This is a genomic window from Variovorax sp. CCNWLW235, assembly GCF_037204085.1.
Lineage (GTDB): Bacteria > Pseudomonadota > Gammaproteobacteria > Burkholderiales > Burkholderiaceae_C > Variovorax.
Genome location: NZ_JBBCBW010000002.1, coordinates 354,070 through 369,526, shown reverse-complemented (window position 1 = coordinate 369,526; position 15,457 = coordinate 354,070). Strand labels below are relative to the sequence as shown.

Sequence of the window (15,457 nt, the reverse complement as noted above, 5' to 3'; positions counted from 1 at the left end):
CGTTCGAGAAAAGTTCGAGAAAAAAGGATCCCATGAAAGTCTTCATCGCCGGTTTCCAGCACGAGACCAACACCTTCGCACCCAGCAAGGCGGACTGGGCCGCATTCAACGCCGGCTCGAGTTTTCCTCCGTACCGGCGCGGCGCAGAGATCATTGCCGCCTACGCGGGCAAGAACATTCCCATCGGCGGCTTCATCGATGCGGCGCGCGAGAACGGCTGGTCGCTCGTGCCGTCGGCATGGGCAGGTGCCACGCCCTCGGCCCACGTAACCGAAGACGCGTTCGAGCGCATTGCGGGGGCCATCACCGAAGACCTGGCCGCCGCACTCGCGCAGGGCGGCATCGACGCGGTGTATCTCGACCTGCATGGCGCGGCCGTCACCGAGCATCTTGAAGACCCCGAAGGCGAACTGATTGCGCGCATCCGCAAGCTCGTCGGGCCCGACATCCCCATCGTTGCGAGCCTCGATCTGCACGGCAACATCACGGCGCAAATGCTGGCCGAGGCCGATGCGCTGGCCACCTACCGCACCTATCCGCACGTCGACATGGCAGACACCGGAAAGCTGGCCGCCCGGCTGCTCGCGCGCCGCATTGCACGCGGCACGCGAGAGCCGCTGCATGCGCGGCGGCTTTCCTTTTTGCTGCCGCTCAATGTGCAATCGACCATGATCGAGCCGGCCGCCTCGGTGTACCGGCTGCTCAAGGAGCTGGACGAAAAGCACGATGCGGTGCTGAGCTTTGCCACCGGCTTTCCGGCTGCCGACATTGCCGAATGCGGCCCCGTGGTGTGGGGCTATGGCGACGACGCGGGCGCCGCCGTTGCCACGCTGTTCGAGCGCATCGACCAGCCGCGTTCGCAATGGCGGCTCGAAGTGCTGGAGCCGCGCGCCGCGGTGGCCCGTGCGCTCTCTCTGGCCGAAGGCGCCGACAAGCCGGTGGTCATTGCCGACACGCAGGACAACCCCGGCGCGGGCGCGGACAGCAACACTTCGGGCATGCTGCACGCGCTGCTGGCCGAAGGCGCGGGCAAGCGCTACCCGGGCAAGATCGCGCTCGGCCTGATGTTCGATCCCGCCGCCGCGGCGGCCGCCCACGAGGCCGGCGTGGGCGCGCAGATCCGCATCGGCGTGGGCACCTCGGTGCCGACCTGGGGCGGCAGGTTCAGCGACAAGCCGGTGGAAGGGCTGTTCACCGTGCGGGCGCTGAGCGATGGCGTGGTGACCTTCAAGGGCCCGATGTTCCGGGGCGGCGCGGTGCAGCTGGGCCCGAGCGCCTGCCTCGAGATCGATGGCGTGCTGATTGCCGTGGGCAGCGGCAAGAGCCAGATGCTCGACCGCGAGCTGTTCCGCTTCGTCGGCATCGAGCCGGAGGCGATGAAGGTGCTGGTCAACAAGAGCTCCGTGCACTTTCGCGCCGACTTCGCGCCCATTGCGAGCCACATCCTCGTGGCCAAGGCGCCCGGTCCGATGGCGGCCGACCCGGCCGACCTGCCGTGGACCCGGCTGCCCGCCTCGATGGCGCTGCAGCCCTGAGCCGACCTTCCGTCATCCATCCACCCACCCATTCGCAACACGAGACCACGATGCCTCAAAGCGCCCAGCACTACCTCGAGTACATGAGAAAGAATGCCGCCGAATTCGTCACGGTGCGCCAGCAGATCCACCAGAACCCAGAGCTCGGTTTCGAGGAATTCGGCACCAGCGACCTGGTGGCCGAGCGCCTCACCGCCTGGGGCTACGAGGTGGAGCGCGGCCTGGGCGTGACGGGGCTCGTGGGCCGCCTGAAGCGCGGCAGCGGAACGCGCGCCATCGGCATTCGCGCCGACATGGACGCATTGCCCATCGAGGAGAAAACAGGTCTTGCCTACCGCAGCGGACGCCCCGGAATCATGCACGCGTGCGGGCATGACGGCCACACCGCCATGCTGCTCGGCGCGGCCAAGTACCTCGCGCAGCACGGCGAGTTTTCGGGCACGCTCAACCTCATCTTCCAGCCGGCCGAAGAGGGCATGGGCGGCGCCGTGAAGATGATGGAAGACGGCCTGTTCGAAAAGTACCCGTGCGATGCGGTCTATGCCATGCATAACTCGCCGGGGCGCCGGCAAGGCGACTTGGTGTTTCGCGAGGGCGCGGCCATGGCCTCGTCGGACTACGCCACCGTCACGCTCACCGGTGTGGGCGGCCACGGCGCCATGCCGCACCGCACGGCCGACCCGATCGTTGCCGCGTCGAGCATCGTGATGGCGCTGCAGACCATCGTCTCGCGCAATGCCGATCCGCAAGAGATGGCCATCGTGACCGTGGGCGCCATTCACTCGGGCAAGGCCAACAACGTGATTCCCGAAACGGCGGTGCTCGAGATCAGCGTGCGTTCGCTCAACCGCGAAGTGCGCGTGCTGCTCGAAAAGCGCCTGAAGGCCATCGTCACGGCCCAGGCCGAAAGCTTTGGCGTGAAGGCGCAGGTCGACTACCGCAAGGGCTACGCTGTGCTGGTGAACACACCCGAAGAAACCGAGTTCGCACGCCGCATCGGCTGCGAGCTGGTGGGCGCCGAACACGTGGAGCCGCAGGGCCCGGCGGTTACCGGCAGCGAAGACTTCGCGTTCATGCTCGAGAAGAAGCCCGGCTGCTATCTCTTCATCGGCAACGGCGCGACAGGCGAGCACGGCGGCTGCATGGTGCACAACCCGGGCTACGACTTCAACGACAGCAACCTGCCGATCGGCGCGGCTTACTGGGCGATGCTTGCCGAGAGCTACCTGCGATAGCGGGTGGTGCGCCGGCCTCAGCGCCGGGGAACCGTTACCGCGCCCACATGCATCGTGCGCCCCGCGCCGAGGCCCGCAATCACCAGCGCAATGCCCAGCCCGATGAAGAGCCACGACGATGCGCGGAAGCTCCCGGTCCAGCCGTGCAGCAGGCCGGCAAGCAGCGGGCCGCACGCGGCCACCATGTAGCCCACGCCCTGCGCCATGCCCGAGAGGTGCGCCGCCACATGCGAATCGGGCGAGCGCAGAACCATGAAGGTGAGCGCGAGTGCAAAGGTGCCGCCTTGCGCAATGCCCAGCAGCACGGCCCAGAACCAAACGCCGGAGAGCGGCGCGAACAGCATCGCCAGCATGGCGGCCAGGGTGAGCAGGGCCAGCCCCACGGCCAGGCCGCGCTGGTTGCGCAGCCTTACCGCCACGGCGGGAACGACGAGGCAGGTCACCACCTGCGTCATCACGGCGAGCGACACCACGTAGCCGGCGGTTTCGCCGCCCAACCCGCGCTCACGCAGGATGGGCGCGAGCCAGCCCATCACGATGTACGCAAGGGCCGACTGCAGACCCATGAAGAACGTGACCTGCCAAGCCAGGCGGTCGCGCCAGAGCCCGCGCACGGTAAAGCCCGATTCGCTTGCCACCGGCTTCAGCGGCAGGGCCTGCGGCGCCCAGATCAGCGTGACCAGCAGGGCCGGCAGCGCCCACATGGCCAGCGCGGAAGTCCAGCCGCCGCCCAATGCATGTTCGAGCGGCACCGTGAGCCCGGCCGCGCTGGCCGCGCCGCCGCACACCGCCATGGTGTAGAGGCCCATCATCAGCGCCGCCTGTCCGGCGAAGTCGCGCTTCACCAGGCCCGAGAGCAGCACGTTCGACACCGCGATGCCGCTGCCCGCAACGGCCGAGGCCAGGAACAGCAGCGGAATGTTGCCGGTGCCGCGCAGCGCTGTGCCCACCAGAATGAGCACCATGCAGCCGAGCAGCGTGCGCTCGGTGCCGAAGCGCCGGCCCAGGCCCGGCGCCAGCGGCGCGAACACGCCCAGGCAGACGATCGGCAGGGTGGTCAGCAGGCTCGCGGCGGTGGCCGAAAGGCCGGTGGCCGCCATGATTTCGGGCAGCATCACCGAAAGGCTGGCAAACACCGGCCGCAGGTTGAAGGCAATCAGCACCACGCTCGCGCCCAGCAGGATGCGGCGGGCCAGGCTCGGCGCCGGCGTGGGGTGCGGCGCGGGCATGCTGTCCGCCTCGGCGTCGATCAGCAGTTCGCCGGCGGCCCGGTTGGTGGAAAAAGGCACCGCGCTCATCGAATGCCCTTCATGGCTCGGCTTTCGACAGTGCGTGAAGCATGGGCGCCATGAAGGCGCGAACCGCTTCCGCGGCGCGGTCGGGGTCGCGGCTGGCAATGGCTTCGACGATGGATTCGTGCGCCGCCTGGTCAGGTTCCGGCAGGCTGGTGCCGATTGAACTGCCGATGGTGTCCTTGATGTAGCCGGTAATGAAGCGGCAGGTTTCCGCCAGCGCCAGGTTGCCCGAAACGTCGACGATCGCCAGGTGGAAATCCAGGTCGCGCTGGATGAAGCTCGCGCCACCGTCGCTTGCGTCCGGCGAGCCGCGCTGGTCGAGCAGGGCCCTCAGGTTGCGCAGGTCCTTGGCGGTGTGGCGCACGGCGGCAAGCCGGGCGGCTTCTACCTCGAGCGCGCGGCGCACCTCGAACTGGTCGCGCAGGCTCGCGCGCCGCATTTTCTGCAAGTTGGCTGAAGGATCGAACCCGGAGCGCACATAGGTGCCGGAGCCCTGCCGCACTTCGAGCAGCCCGCGCGAGACCAGCGTTTTCACGGCTTCGCGTACGGTGCCGCGGCTCACGCCCAGGAGCAGTGCGAGTTGTGGCTCGACGGGAATGCGCGAACCGACGGCCCAGCGGCCGGCCGAGATTTCGGCGCGAATGCTGTTGGCTGCGCTGTCGGCAAGGGAGGTTCGGGGTGCTTGGGCCAGCATATGTATCAGAAAGGCCTATTCATTGAATCATTGGATGAATTGTCCGCCGGCTTCAATGCCGCAGTCGCAAGCAGGGGATTGCAGCTACCAGCTGCCGGATGCCCCGCCGCCGCTGCTGGAGCCGCCGCCGCCCGATGAAGATGACGAAGACGACGACGAGGAAGAAGAGCTGCTGGAGGAACTGCTGCCGCTCCAGCCACTGTCGCTCGAGCTGTAGCGAACGCGGCCCGCGCCGCTCCCATTGCCGAAGGCGAGCGGAAGAAAGGCGAATGCCGATGTCACCACAGCCACCAACGTGAGCGGCATCCACATCGTGTCCTCTGCAATGCCCTGGAAGGCCGTCGCACTCATCGCGGCCATGGCACCGAGCACGAAGAGAAGGCGCAAACCGAAGCTGGCGAAGCTTGCGCGCCAGGCATTGCGCATGCCGAACGCCACGCCCGAGGCGAACGCAAGGCCGATCATGGCGGCGAACAGGTACATGGCACCCTGCAGCAGCACGTCCGCTCCCACCCTGCGGGCCGCCACGACGAGCAGCACGATCAGCAGCACCGCGGCGGCGGTAATGCGCCGCGCGGTACGCGAGCGAGCGCAGGCCATTCCCAGCCCGAAGCCGAGCGGGGCGGGCATCGTCGCAAGCATGAAAAGCATCACAGGTTCGCGCAGGATGACGGCGGCCGCCAGCGCAGGGGCCATGAGCATGCCGAACGACAGCTTCCAGTGGGAATGCGCGCGCGAGAACGAATCCGGGGCCGGGGCGGCCGCGCGCCTGCGCTTCGGCTTGCCGGACCGCCGGCTGTGCCAGATGCCCACGCCAACGCTCCAGAGCAGAACGCCGAAGAGGGCCCAGCCTGCAGGCGTCACGCGGCCCATACCACCGGTGGGGGCGCTTTCATCCGGCTCTTCCTGCGCTTGCAGCGTGTGCTGTTCGTCCTCCGGCGTGTCCGGCTCGGCGATCATCATGGAAGGCTGCGTGCCGGCCCGCTGCGACAGCACTCGCAGCGTCGCCTCGATGCCCTCCGCGAACTCGCCCCTGCGAAAGGCCGGCATCAACTGCTCGTCGATGACGCGGGCGGCCTGTATGTCGGTGATGGCGCCTTCCAGGCTCGTGCCCACCTCGATGCGCATGCGGCGGTCTTTCAGCGCCACCAGCAGCAGCACGCCGTCGTCTTCTTGCTCGCGGCCCAGCTTCCAGGCGGCGAAGACACGCGTGGCGTACTGCTCGATCGAGTCTTCCCCGGTGGTGGGCACGATCAGTACCGCAAACTGCGCCTGGGTTTCGCTCTCGATGGATGCAATCTGCTGCCGCAAAGCTTCGGCTTGGGAGGGCTTCAGCGTGTTCGTCAGATCGACCACGCGCGACTGCATCGGTGGCATAGGCACAGGCTTGGCTTGCGCCGGCAAGGGCCACGCGAGCAGCGCAGCCACATGCAGGCTCAACCACCACCAGAGCCGCAGAGCCCGCACCCCGCCGATGACCGACTTCATCGGCGGGCGCTTTTCGCGACCACGCCCGCGCCGCGCACTTCGAGCCTGCGCTGGTCGACCACCTTGCCCGTCGCGTCGACGAGTTCGATCACGTGGCGCCCCGGCCAGGGCAGCCATTGCGCGCTGTTGCCGCGCGCAAAGTGCTTGCCGTCGATGCGCCATTGCACGCCGCGGCCTTCGGACTCGAAGCGCACGCGCTGGTGCAGGGGCGGAATGTCCGGGTCGAGCGCGATGATGGTGCCGTCGACCGGCGCGATGATGCGCGCCGCCGCGGTGTTTGCCGCCGGCGTGCCCGCGCCGGTGTCGAGCGCAAAGAGCGGCTGCTCCGTGCCCTGCAGGAACCACTCGCTGCGCGCCGCTTCGAGCGGATTGCCGTCGGCGCCGGGCCCGAAAGCCACGCGCGCTTCGACCAGGCCAGCGGGCGGCCTGGGCGCACGGCTCGGCTCGCGTGCGTGCAAAAAGCGCATCACCTCGGCCCACACCGGGGCCGCGCCGCTGGTGCCGCTCACGTCCCACATCGACGCGCCGCTCGCGTTGCCGACCCACACGCCCACCGTGTAGCGCTGCGACCAGCCCACGGCCCAGTTGTCGCGCATGTCCTTGCTGGTGCCGGTTTTCACGGCGGTCCAGAAGCGCGTCGAAAGAATGCTGTCGAGCCCGAAGGTGCGCGTGCGTGCGTTCGCGTCGGACAGGATGTCGCCGACGATAAAGGCCGCGGCCGGGTCGAGCATGGGCGCTGCGGCGGCGGATGTGTTGTCGGCGGCCCTGGGTTTGGCCGATGAGGCCGGCGGCGGCGCGGCCGTGCGCGCCGTGAGCGTGGTGAGCCCGTGGCGCCCGCCGTTCGCCAGCATGCGATAGGCATTGGTGAGCGACAGCAGCGACACCTCGGCGCTGCCGAGCGCGAGGCTGTAGCCGTAGTAGTCGCCGCTTTCGCGCAGCGGCAGTCCGGCCGCGCGCAGTTGCCGCGCGAACGATTCGGGCGACACCATCACCAGCGTTCGCACGGCCGGCACGTTGAGCGATGCGGCGAGCGCCGTGCGCGCCGACACCGGCCCCTTGAACTGCCGGTCGTAGTTCTGCGGAATGTAGAGGCCGCTGGCGGTGTTGATCTGCGCCGACGAATCGTCGATGAGCGATGCCGCGGTGAGCCGCCTCTCGGCAATGGCCTGTGCATAGAGCAGCGGCTTGAGCGTGGAGCCCGGCTGGCGCAGCGCGGTGACGGCATCGACCTCTGCCGCCTGGCTCAGCGGGCCCGACGAGCCGACCCATGCCAGCACCTCGCCGCTCGCGTTGTCGAGCACCACCAGCGCGCCGTCTTCCACATGGCGGCCGCGCAGTTCCTTCAGGTGGCGCTGCAGCGCGTCGAGCGCAAAGCGCTGCAGCGGCGCGCGCAGGGTGGTGCGCACGGCGGCTTCCCTGGGGCCCGCTTGCCGCGCGGGCGCCGCGGGCTTTGCGGTCGCTTCGGCCTCGCCCAGTTCCTTCAGCACGCGACGAGCCGCGTGCGGCGCAATGCCTTCGTTCGCATCGAACGCCCGCCGCTGCACCGCCGCACTGGTGAACATGTCGAGCGCATCGCAGTCGATCTTCTGGCCCGGCTCCATCGCGCGCATGACCTCGCATGCGCGCTGTGCCACTTGCGCTGGCTTGGCGTTGGGCGCGCGCACCAGCGCCGCGGCCACGGCGGCCTCGCGCGCGTCCAGCCCGCTCGGTGCCTTGCCGAACAGCGTGCGCGAAAGCGCATCGATGCCCACGATCTCGCCGCGGAACGGCACGGTGTTGAGGTAGGCCTCCAGGATCTGGTCCTTGCGCCAGTTGCGCTCCAGCTGAGTGGCCGCCACCGTCTGGCCGATCTTCTGCGTGAAAGTGCGCCCGCTGTTGGCGCGGCGCAGGTCTTCGTCGAGCAGGCCCGACAGCTGCATCGTGATGGTCGAGGCGCCGCGCGTGCGGGTGTTCCACAGGTTGGCCCACGCCGCCGACGACACCGCGCGCCAGTCGATGCCGCTGTGCTCGTAGAAGCGCCTGTCCTCGCTCAGCACCATGGCCATGCGCAGCGCCGGCGACACATCGGCCAGCGCAATCCATTGGCCGCGCCGCACCGTGGCATCGGTGCGCACGCGCTGCAGCAGTTCGCCGTTGCGGTCGAGCACCGCGGCGTCCGACGAGCGAAACCCGCGCTTCACCTCGTCGAAGCTCACCGCACCGGCGGCAAACGCCAGGCTCGGCTGCATGCAGCTTGCCACGATCAATGCAGCGGCAAGATGGCTGGCGGTAAATGACGAGCGATGCATGGGGGGCGTGAACTGGAGGCAGGCAAATAGATGTCGAAGCCGCGCCATTCTCGGCGATGCGCCCACGGGAACTGCACCTACTCCGACTCGGGCGTGCCGCCGCCTCCCTTGCTCAGCAATTACAGCCAAAGTTCGCAGCAAGGTTCCACATCCGGTAACGAACTTCACGCCCGAGCGTCATTCGGGATACGCACCCGAGACGGAGGTGGCCTTCAATGCAGAGGACGGCTTGCGGAGGCAGGCCGCGTTTGAAAACTCCAAGGAGAAAATCATGAAGAAGACATTGGCCATTCTGCTTGCCGCATCGGCTGTTCTGGCCGGCTGCGTGGTTGCACCTTACGACCGTCCGCCTCCGCCGCGCGGCCAGTACTACGGCGGCGACCGAGACCGCGACGGCGTGCCCAACCGCTATGACCGCGACCGCGATGGCGACGGGGTGCCCAACCGCTACGACCGCAGGCCGAACAACCCGTATCGCTGATGCGGGCTGGCGCGCGGCTCAGACGGGTCGGCGCGCGAGCAGCGCCCACACGCCCGCCGCGCTCAGCAGCGAACCACCCGCAAGGTTGAAGCGCCGCTGCGCGCGCGGCGACGAAAGCAGCTTGCGGGCCGATCCCGCAAACACGGCGTAGAGCGTGGCATTGAGCGCCGCCATGGCCACGAAGGTGACCGCCAGCATCCACAGCTGGCGCGTCATGTCGGCCGCAGGGCTCAGGAACTGCGGCAGGAACGCCACGAAGAACACGATGCCCTTGGGGTTGAGCGCCGTTACCAGGTAGGTATTGGCAAACAGCCGCCAGTGCGAATCGGGCGCGGCAGGCGCCGCGACTTCGGACGACGTGATGCCCGCGCGCAGCAGCTTGATGCCGAGGTACAGAAGGTACAGGCCGCCCGCCCACTTCACCACCGTGAACCAGAACGCCGAAGCGGCCAGCAGCGCACCCAGGCCCAGCAGCGAAACCACCAGCGCCGTCGAATCGCCCAGCGCCACTGCCGCCACCAGCGGCACATTGGCGCGCCGGCCGTGCGACATGGAATAGCTGATCACCGTGAGGATGGTCGGGCCGGGAATGATCAAGAGCACGGCAGATGCCGCCACGAAGGCGAGCCAGAGTTCAACGGGCATGAAAAGTCTCCAGGGTTGTTGTTGCGTTCAGGTGCCGAAGCGCGCGGCCGACCTGGCCTTGGCACGCTCCGCCTCTATGGCGCGGTCGCGCGGCTCGGCGGTGGTAACCAGCGAATCGATCAGGCGCGCAGCCGTTGCCGCCACTTCGTCGACCGCGCGCTCGAAGGCCTCCTGGTTGGCCTTGGAAGGCACGCTGAAGCCGCTGAGCTTGCGCACGAACTGCAGCGCCGCGGCGCGGATCTCCTGCTCGGTGGCGGGAGGCTCGAAGTTGTAGAGGGTCTTGATGCTTCTGCACATGGGCGAACTCCATTCGGCGGCATTCGGCAGTGAATTCGCCCACCAGTCTAGCGAAGCAGCGCCATCGCGTGGGCGTCGTGATAGACGCCGTCGATCAGGCTGGCGCGGCGCACGAGGCCTTCGTGCTCGAAGCCGAAGCGTTCGTACAGCGCCTTCGCATTCAGGTTGTCCGCGCGAACCGTCAGCTGAATGCGCGTGAGTCCGCGTGTCCACGACCTATCGATGGCGGCCTGCAGCAGTTGCGCGCCGAGCCCTTGGCCGCGTGCCTCGGGCAGCAGTGCGATGCCCAGGAGGCCGATGTGGGCGCGTGAATGGCCGAATACCGGCGACACGTCGCACCAGCCCACGACCTTGCCGGTGCGATCGACGGCAACGAAATGAGGGAAGCCCGTGGACAGCACATTCCGGTAGAAGGCAAGCGACTGTTCCAGCGGCGGCGCTTGCGTGAGCGCGAGGTACTTCTGCTCGCGTGCCACGGCGTCGAGCGCCTTGTGCAGGCTTTCGAAGTGGTGTTCTTCGGTCGCAACTACGGAATGGTTCATGGGCGCGAGACGAAACGCGTGTTCACTCGATCAGCCCGCGCTCCGCGGCCTGCGCCTGGTTCTCGAAAACGGCCATGGCGGTCTTCATGCGCCTGAAGCCGAACTTTTCGTAGAAGGGTTCCTTGCCGGCCACCGCATACAGAATGATCTTGCGGTGGCCCTTCGAAAGATCCATGAGCCGAGAGACGAGCTGCTTGCCGAGGCCCGTGCCCTGATGGGTGGGGTGCACGGCCACGTCGCAGATGTAGGAGCAGTCGAGCCCGTCGGCCACTGCACGCCCGGCGCCGACCATGCGGCCGTTGTCGTACACGAAGCACTTGAACATGCTGTTGGAGAACACGAGCTTCAGTCCGTCGGGCTGCTTGTTGCCGAGCGGTGCGGCCTGGTAGAGCCGGGAGAGTTCTTCCCAATCGATGCCTTCGAGCGAATGGCGCCATTCGAGTGCCATGGAGCGTGTCTCCTCTGTTTTTGGCCGGTCACCCGGCCGCGTTCAATCGCAGGACGGCGTCCGCGACGGCTTCGATGCCTTGGTCCGTGAGGTCCGGCGCAGCCACCTGCTGGCGCAGCGGCCACTTCTCGAAATGGCGCGCCTGCGAGCGTTCGTAGTGCGGATCGTAGTGAAGCGCCATCAGTTCCGCAAAAAGTTGCGGCAGGTCGCCCGCCATCGCCCACTCTTGCCAGCGCTGCACCACGGCCTTGCCCTGCATTTCCTTCAGCCTGCCTAGCTGTTCCGCGAGCGCGGCGCGGTCGTCGCCCAGGTAGGCGTAGTCGCGCAGCAGGTAGTCGAGCCGTGCGGCCGCATCCGCTTGAATTTCGATGCATGCCGCGGCGCGCATGTGGGCGACCAGGGGAATGGGAACCGAGAGCCGGCCGATGCGGGCGCTCTCGCCTTCCACATACAGCGTGCGAGAAAGGTCGAGCGCACCGAAGCAGGTGGCAATGCGGGTTTCGAACTGCTTTTGCGACGGCTGCGGCACGCCGGGCAGGGCGCCCAGCAGCGAGCCCTTGTGGCTGGCGTAGTGTTCCAGGTCGAGCACCTGTTCGCCGCGCGCGGCCAGCGCCTGCAGCACGCGCGTCTTGGCGCTGCCGGTGGCGCCGCAGATCACCTTGAGCCGAAGCTTCGGCACCGTGGCCTCGATTTGCGCCAGCACATGGTGGCGAAAGCTCTTGTAGCCACCGGCAAGCTGCTGCGCGTCCCATCCGACCAGGCGCAGCCAGGTGACCATCGAACCGCTGCGCAGCCCTCCGCGCCAGCAATACACGAGCGGTCGCCAGCTCGGGGGCTGCTCGCCGAAGCGTTCGCGCAGGTGCCGCGCGAGGTTGGCGGCCACCATGGCGCCGCCGACGCGCCGCGCCTCGAACGCACCCGTCTGCTTGTAGATGGTGCCGACGATGCGGCGCTCTTCGTCGTCGAGCACCGGGCAGTTGATGGCGCCGGGAATGTGGTCGAGCGCAAACTCGGAAGGCGAGCGCGCATCGATGACGGTGTCGAACCGGTGCAGGTCGGCCACGCGCGTGGGCTGGTGGCGCGGGTTGTCGTGTTCACGCATGGGCATGTCCCAGGTTGCGGCGCAGCCGGCCGCTTGCCAGGTCGACAAGCGCCACCAGGACGAACATTGCAATCAATACGGTCATGGCCTGCTGCTGTTGAAAGATCGACAAGTGAAAGTAGAGAAGCTGGCCCAGGCCGCCGCCGCCGACAAAACCCAGCACCGCGGCCATCCGGATGTTCATTTCCCAACGATACAGCGCATAGGCCACCCATTGCGGCAGCACGAGTGGAAGGCTGCCGTAGGCAAACGCCGCCGCGGCGCCGCTGCCGCTGAGCGACAGCGCCTGTTCAGGCTCGCGCGGCGCGTTCTCAAGGCTTTCGGCGAACAGGCGGCCCAGCACGCCGGTGGTGTGCAGCGCGAGCGCGAGCGCACCGGCAAACGGGCCGATGCCCGCGGCCAGCACCATGAGCGCGGCCCACACCAGCTCGGGCACGCTGCGCAGAAAGTTGAGGACAAAACGGCAGCCCTGCCGCACCAGCAGGCCTGACCTGCCCGAGGCCAGCAATGCGAGCGCGGCGGCTCCCGCGGCGGCCAGCAGCGTGCCCAGCGCCGAAACGGCCAGCGTCTGCAGTGCGCCCCACGCCGTCTTGGCAAGAAAGGCGTTCGAAAAATCGGGCGGAAAAAACTCCGCAATGAATTTGCCCATGAAGCCGATCGACTCCGCCGTGAACAGCGCGCGGTAGTCGATGGCCAGGTAGGCAAAGCTCGCCACCACGGCGGCGAGCACCAGGGCCGATGCCGCCCAGCAGCGGACGCAGCGAGGTGGCCCGGCCAAGTCAACGTGCCGGTTCATGCCAGCAACCGCCGCAACGCATTGCTCAGCGCATCGGCGAGCAGCACCAGCACCAGGAACACCAGCAGGATGCTGCTGGCTTCGCCGCCGTTGAGCATCTTCATAGACTGGTCCATGAGCTGGCCCAGGCCGCCCGCGCCCACGAAGCCCATCACCACCGAGGCCCTGACGGCGCATTCCCAGCGGTACACGGTGTAAGAGATGAGCTCCTGCGCGGAGTTGGGCAACAGGCCGTACACCAGTGCGGCAAAGCGCCCGCTGCCGCTTTCCAGCAACGCGCGGGCGGGGCGCGTGTCGGTCGATTCGAGCACTTCGGCATATACCTTGCCGAGCATGCCGCCATAGGTGATGGCCAGCGCCAGCACGCCTGCTGCGGGGCCCAAGCCGAGCGCACGCACGAAGACCAGCGCCCAGACGATCTCGGGCACGGCGCGCAGCACCATCAGCACCGAGCGCCCGGCTTGCCGCACCATGCCGGCCTGCGCACGGCCCGGTCCGGGGCCGATGCGCGAGACCGAGAGCGCGCGTGTGGTCACGAAAGCCAGCGGCGCGCCGATGACGAATGCCAGCGCCGTGCCGGCCGTGGCCATGGCCAGTGTCTCCAGCGTGGCCTTGGCCAGCATCGCCAGAAAGTCCGGCGCGGTTTCGGGCGGCAGAAAGCCAGCGAGGAAACCGCCTATCACCTGCAGGTTGCCGGGTGCGAACAGGGCCGAGGGCGCAAAGCCCGACAGCTGCAGCATCGGCCATGTGATGACGAGCGCGGCCAGCAGCCACACCAGGCGGCGGCGCGCCAGCGGGTCGCGCAGCGCGGGCACTGTGCGTGGCGGCAATGGCTGCTGCACGGTGCTCACAGGCAGTCAGGGCGTTCGATGGAGTTCACGGCGCCCGAAGCGAATGGACCCGACGCGATGCCGAGAGGCCGTTCCGGTGCCTGCATCGGCAGCCCGCCTTCGCTCGCATAAAGCGCCGCGAGCATCGGTTCGGTCACCTTGCCTATGGGCTCGTCGAACACTACCTGCCCGCCGCGCATGCCCACGATGCGCGGAAACCAGCGCAGCGCCAGGTCGACCGCATGCAGCGAAGCCACGAGCGTGGCGCCGGTCGCTTCGCTTTGCGCCACCAGCTGCTGCAACGCGGCATCGGCCAGCGTCGGGTCGAGCGCGGACACGGGTTCGTCGGCCAGCAGCAGCGCGGGCCGCTGATAGAGCACGCGCGCAATGCCCACGCGCTGCAGTTGGCCGCCGGAAAGGCGGTCGCAGCGGTCGAACAGCCGGTCTTCGAGCGAGAGGCGCGACAGCACCTCGTGCGCCCCGGCAAGGTCTGACGGGCGCAGCAGCGAGGCCAGTGCACGCATCGCGCTCCATTGCCCCAGCCGCCCCGAGAGCACGGCGGTGACCACGCGCAGGCGCGGCGCGATCGGCGGGCTCTGGTGCACGGTGCCGATGCGTGCGCGCAGCTTGCGCAATGCGGGCGCAGCCAGGCTCCAAGGCGATTCGCCGAGCAGCTGCACCGTGCCTTCGCCGGGCCGCAGCGCGGCGCCGAGCACGCGCAGCAGCGTGGTCTTGCCCGCGCCCGAAGGCCCGATGACGGCCACCCGCTCGCCCGCGCGCGCGGCGAACGACACGCCTTGCAGCGCGCGATGGCCGTTCGGGTGAACCAGCCCGACTTCGTCGAGCGAAAAACTCACGCGACGGCTCCGCTGGCGCGCCGCAGCCGCATCACTTGACCAGGCCCGCCGACTTGGCGGCAGCTTCGATGCCGTCGTAGTTCGACGACTTGGTGGCAATGAACTTGCTCGCGCGCTGCAGGGCCATGATGTCCTTCATGGCGGGGTTGGCCGGGTCCAGCTTCAGGAAGGCCTCGGTGAGCTTCTTCGTCAACGCCGGATCGAGGCCGGGGCGCACGGTCCAGTTGTAGTCGTAGTAGGTGGGCGTGGTGGCCAGCACGCGCACCTTGGCGGCGTTCGGATTCTTGCTTTCGACCAGCTTCTCCCACACCGACGCATTCAGCACGCCAGCTTCGGCGCGTGAGGCGGCCACGAAGGCCACGGTGGCGTCGTGCGCGCCGGAGAACGCCACGGTCTTGAAATCCTTTTCAGGGTCGATGCCGGCCTGCATGAGGAAGTAGCGCGGCATCAGGCTGCCCGAGGTGGAGGAGGGCGCGCCGAACGCGAAGGTCTTGCCCTTCAGGTCGGCCAGCGTCTTGGCGGTGCTGTCCTGCGGCACGATGAACTTGCTGGTGAACACTTCGTCTTCCGCGCGCTGAACGATCGGCACCGCGCCGCCGTTGGTGCGAATGCGGGCCTGCACAAAGGTAAAGCCGCCGAGCCAGGCCAGGTCGATCTTGTTCGTGGCCAGGCCTTCGACCACTGCGGCGTAGTCGGTCACGGGCGTGAACTGCACGTCCATGCCGGTTTCCTTCTTCAGGTAGTCGCCCAGCGGCGAGAACTTGCGCTGCAATTCGGTGGGCGCCTCGTCGGGAATGGCGGACACGCGCAGCACCTTGCCTTGTGCAAAGGCACCCAGGGCAAAGGCGGACAGCGAGAGCGCGAGGGCAATGCGAAGGAGGTTTTTCATGGAATGGCGCGGCATGGCGCAGGGAGGAAGGGACA

At 68.1% G+C, this 15,457-nt stretch carries 16 protein-coding genes; 3 read left to right on the top strand and 13 right to left on the bottom strand.

Going from position 1 to position 15,457, the window contains the following annotated elements; genetic code table 11:
* The first annotated feature begins 32 nt into the window (after positions 1-32).
* Positions 33-1,535 carry a M81 family metallopeptidase gene (locus tag V9L21_RS04245; RefSeq protein ID WP_337309433.1) on the top strand — a complete coding sequence of 501 codons (1,503 nt, stop codon included), beginning with the start codon at positions 33-35 and terminating at the stop codon, positions 1,533-1,535.
* 50 nt (positions 1,536-1,585) lie between these two features.
* Positions 1,586-2,770, top strand: a complete 1,185-nt coding sequence (locus V9L21_RS04240; protein ID WP_337309432.1) for a M20 aminoacylase family protein — start codon at positions 1,586-1,588, stop codon at positions 2,768-2,770.
* Positions 2,771-2,787: 17 nt separating this feature from the next.
* On the opposite strand, the gene V9L21_RS04235 is transcribed toward V9L21_RS04240, so the two are convergent.
* The 4 genes from V9L21_RS04235 to pbpC form a co-directional block, all read right to left on the bottom strand.
* The gene (locus V9L21_RS04235) at positions 2,788-4,068 is read right to left on the bottom strand and encodes a CynX/NimT family MFS transporter (protein ID WP_258504670.1); all 1,281 of its coding nucleotides are present in this window, start codon (positions 4,066-4,068) and stop codon (positions 2,788-2,790) included.
* Positions 4,069-4,078: 10 nt separating this feature from the next.
* Entirely contained in the window at positions 4,079-4,759 is a 681-nt protein-coding gene (locus V9L21_RS04230) for a FadR/GntR family transcriptional regulator (RefSeq protein WP_337309430.1), read from the bottom strand.
* A gap of 84 nt (positions 4,760-4,843) precedes the next feature.
* Positions 4,844-6,247, bottom strand: a complete 1,404-nt coding sequence (locus V9L21_RS04225; protein ID WP_337309428.1) for a TPM domain-containing protein — start codon at positions 6,245-6,247, stop codon at positions 4,844-4,846.
* Complete coding sequence (gene pbpC, locus V9L21_RS04220; protein ID WP_337309426.1) at positions 6,244-8,535, bottom strand: penicillin-binding protein 1C; 2,292 nt, start codon at positions 8,533-8,535, stop codon at positions 6,244-6,246. Before pbpC ends, V9L21_RS04225 begins: the two co-directional genes overlap by 4 nt.
* Positions 8,536-8,806: 271 nt before the next feature.
* Between pbpC and V9L21_RS04215 the strand changes: the two genes are divergently transcribed.
* Complete coding sequence (locus tag V9L21_RS04215; RefSeq protein WP_258504674.1) at positions 8,807-9,016, top strand: thrombospondin type 3 repeat-containing protein; 210 nt, start codon at positions 8,807-8,809, stop codon at positions 9,014-9,016.
* A gap of 18 nt (positions 9,017-9,034) precedes the next feature.
* Here the strand turns inward: V9L21_RS04215 and V9L21_RS04210 are convergent, their stop codons facing one another.
* The 9 genes from V9L21_RS04210 to V9L21_RS04170 are packed head-to-tail and all read right to left on the bottom strand — an operon-like array spanning position 9,035 to position 15,422.
* Complete coding sequence (locus tag V9L21_RS04210; RefSeq protein ID WP_337309424.1) at positions 9,035-9,661, bottom strand: LysE family translocator; 627 nt, start codon at positions 9,659-9,661, stop codon at positions 9,035-9,037.
* A gap of 27 nt (positions 9,662-9,688) precedes the next feature.
* Positions 9,689-9,958: a DUF2277 domain-containing protein gene (locus V9L21_RS04205; RefSeq protein ID WP_281149528.1), complete on the bottom strand. Its 270-nt coding sequence runs from the start codon at positions 9,956-9,958 to the stop codon at positions 9,689-9,691.
* A gap of 47 nt (positions 9,959-10,005) precedes the next feature.
* Positions 10,006-10,500, bottom strand: coding sequence for a GNAT family N-acetyltransferase (locus V9L21_RS04200; protein WP_337309423.1), 495 nt, complete (start codon positions 10,498-10,500; stop codon positions 10,006-10,008).
* Positions 10,501-10,522: 22 nt separating this feature from the next.
* The gene (locus V9L21_RS04195; RefSeq protein WP_337309421.1) at positions 10,523-10,948 is read right to left on the bottom strand and encodes a GNAT family N-acetyltransferase; all 426 of its coding nucleotides are present in this window, start codon (positions 10,946-10,948) and stop codon (positions 10,523-10,525) included.
* Positions 10,949-10,976: 28 nt separating this feature from the next.
* On the bottom strand, positions 10,977-12,050 hold the full coding sequence (mnmH, locus tag V9L21_RS04190; protein WP_337309419.1) for a tRNA 2-selenouridine(34) synthase MnmH: 1,074 nt from the start codon (positions 12,048-12,050) through the stop codon (positions 10,977-10,979).
* On the bottom strand, positions 12,043-12,846 hold the full coding sequence (gene phnE / locus V9L21_RS04185) for a phosphonate ABC transporter, permease protein PhnE (RefSeq protein WP_337309417.1): 804 nt from the start codon (positions 12,844-12,846) through the stop codon (positions 12,043-12,045). Before phnE ends, mnmH begins: the two co-directional genes overlap by 8 nt.
* On the bottom strand, positions 12,843-13,697 hold the full coding sequence (locus V9L21_RS04180) for a PhnE/PtxC family ABC transporter permease (protein ID WP_337309415.1): 855 nt from the start codon (positions 13,695-13,697) through the stop codon (positions 12,843-12,845). The genes phnE and V9L21_RS04180 overlap by 4 nt, the downstream gene beginning before the upstream one ends.
* The gene (locus tag V9L21_RS04175) at positions 13,694-14,533 is read right to left on the bottom strand and encodes a phosphonate ABC transporter ATP-binding protein (RefSeq protein WP_337309414.1); all 840 of its coding nucleotides are present in this window, start codon (positions 14,531-14,533) and stop codon (positions 13,694-13,696) included. Before V9L21_RS04175 ends, V9L21_RS04180 begins: the two co-directional genes overlap by 4 nt.
* Before the next feature lie 31 nt (positions 14,534-14,564).
* Entirely contained in the window at positions 14,565-15,422 is an 858-nt protein-coding gene (locus V9L21_RS04170) for a putative selenate ABC transporter substrate-binding protein (RefSeq protein WP_337309412.1), read from the bottom strand.
* Positions 15,423-15,457 lie beyond the last annotated feature (35 nt).

Coding starts and splice junctions, on each gene's coding strand:
- V9L21_RS04245 (WP_337309433.1), top strand. CDS start 33: ATGAAAGTCTTCATCGCCGGTTTCCAGCACGAGACCAACACCTTCGCA.
- V9L21_RS04240 (WP_337309432.1), top strand. CDS start 1,586: ATGCCTCAAAGCGCCCAGCACTACCTCGAGTACATGAGAAAGAATGCC.
- V9L21_RS04235 (WP_258504670.1), bottom strand. CDS start 4,068: ATGAGCGCGGTGCCTTTTTCCACCAACCGGGCCGCCGGCGAACTGCTG.
- V9L21_RS04230 (WP_337309430.1), bottom strand. CDS start 4,759: ATGCTGGCCCAAGCACCCCGAACCTCCCTTGCCGACAGCGCAGCCAAC.
- V9L21_RS04225 (WP_337309428.1), bottom strand. CDS start 6,247: ATGAAGTCGGTCATCGGCGGGGTGCGGGCTCTGCGGCTCTGGTGGTGG.
- pbpC (WP_337309426.1), bottom strand. CDS start 8,535: ATGCATCGCTCGTCATTTACCGCCAGCCATCTTGCCGCTGCATTGATC.
- V9L21_RS04215 (WP_258504674.1), top strand. CDS start 8,807: ATGAAGAAGACATTGGCCATTCTGCTTGCCGCATCGGCTGTTCTGGCC.
- V9L21_RS04210 (WP_337309424.1), bottom strand. CDS start 9,661: ATGCCCGTTGAACTCTGGCTCGCCTTCGTGGCGGCATCTGCCGTGCTC.
- V9L21_RS04205 (WP_281149528.1), bottom strand. CDS start 9,958: ATGTGCAGAAGCATCAAGACCCTCTACAACTTCGAGCCTCCCGCCACC.
- V9L21_RS04200 (WP_337309423.1), bottom strand. CDS start 10,500: ATGAACCATTCCGTAGTTGCGACCGAAGAACACCACTTCGAAAGCCTG.
- V9L21_RS04195 (WP_337309421.1), bottom strand. CDS start 10,948: ATGGCACTCGAATGGCGCCATTCGCTCGAAGGCATCGATTGGGAAGAA.
- mnmH (WP_337309419.1), bottom strand. CDS start 12,050: ATGCGTGAACACGACAACCCGCGCCACCAGCCCACGCGCGTGGCCGAC.
- phnE (WP_337309417.1), bottom strand. CDS start 12,846: ATGAACCGGCACGTTGACTTGGCCGGGCCACCTCGCTGCGTCCGCTGC.
- V9L21_RS04170 (WP_337309412.1), bottom strand. CDS start 15,422: ATGAAAAACCTCCTTCGCATTGCCCTCGCGCTCTCGCTGTCCGCCTTT.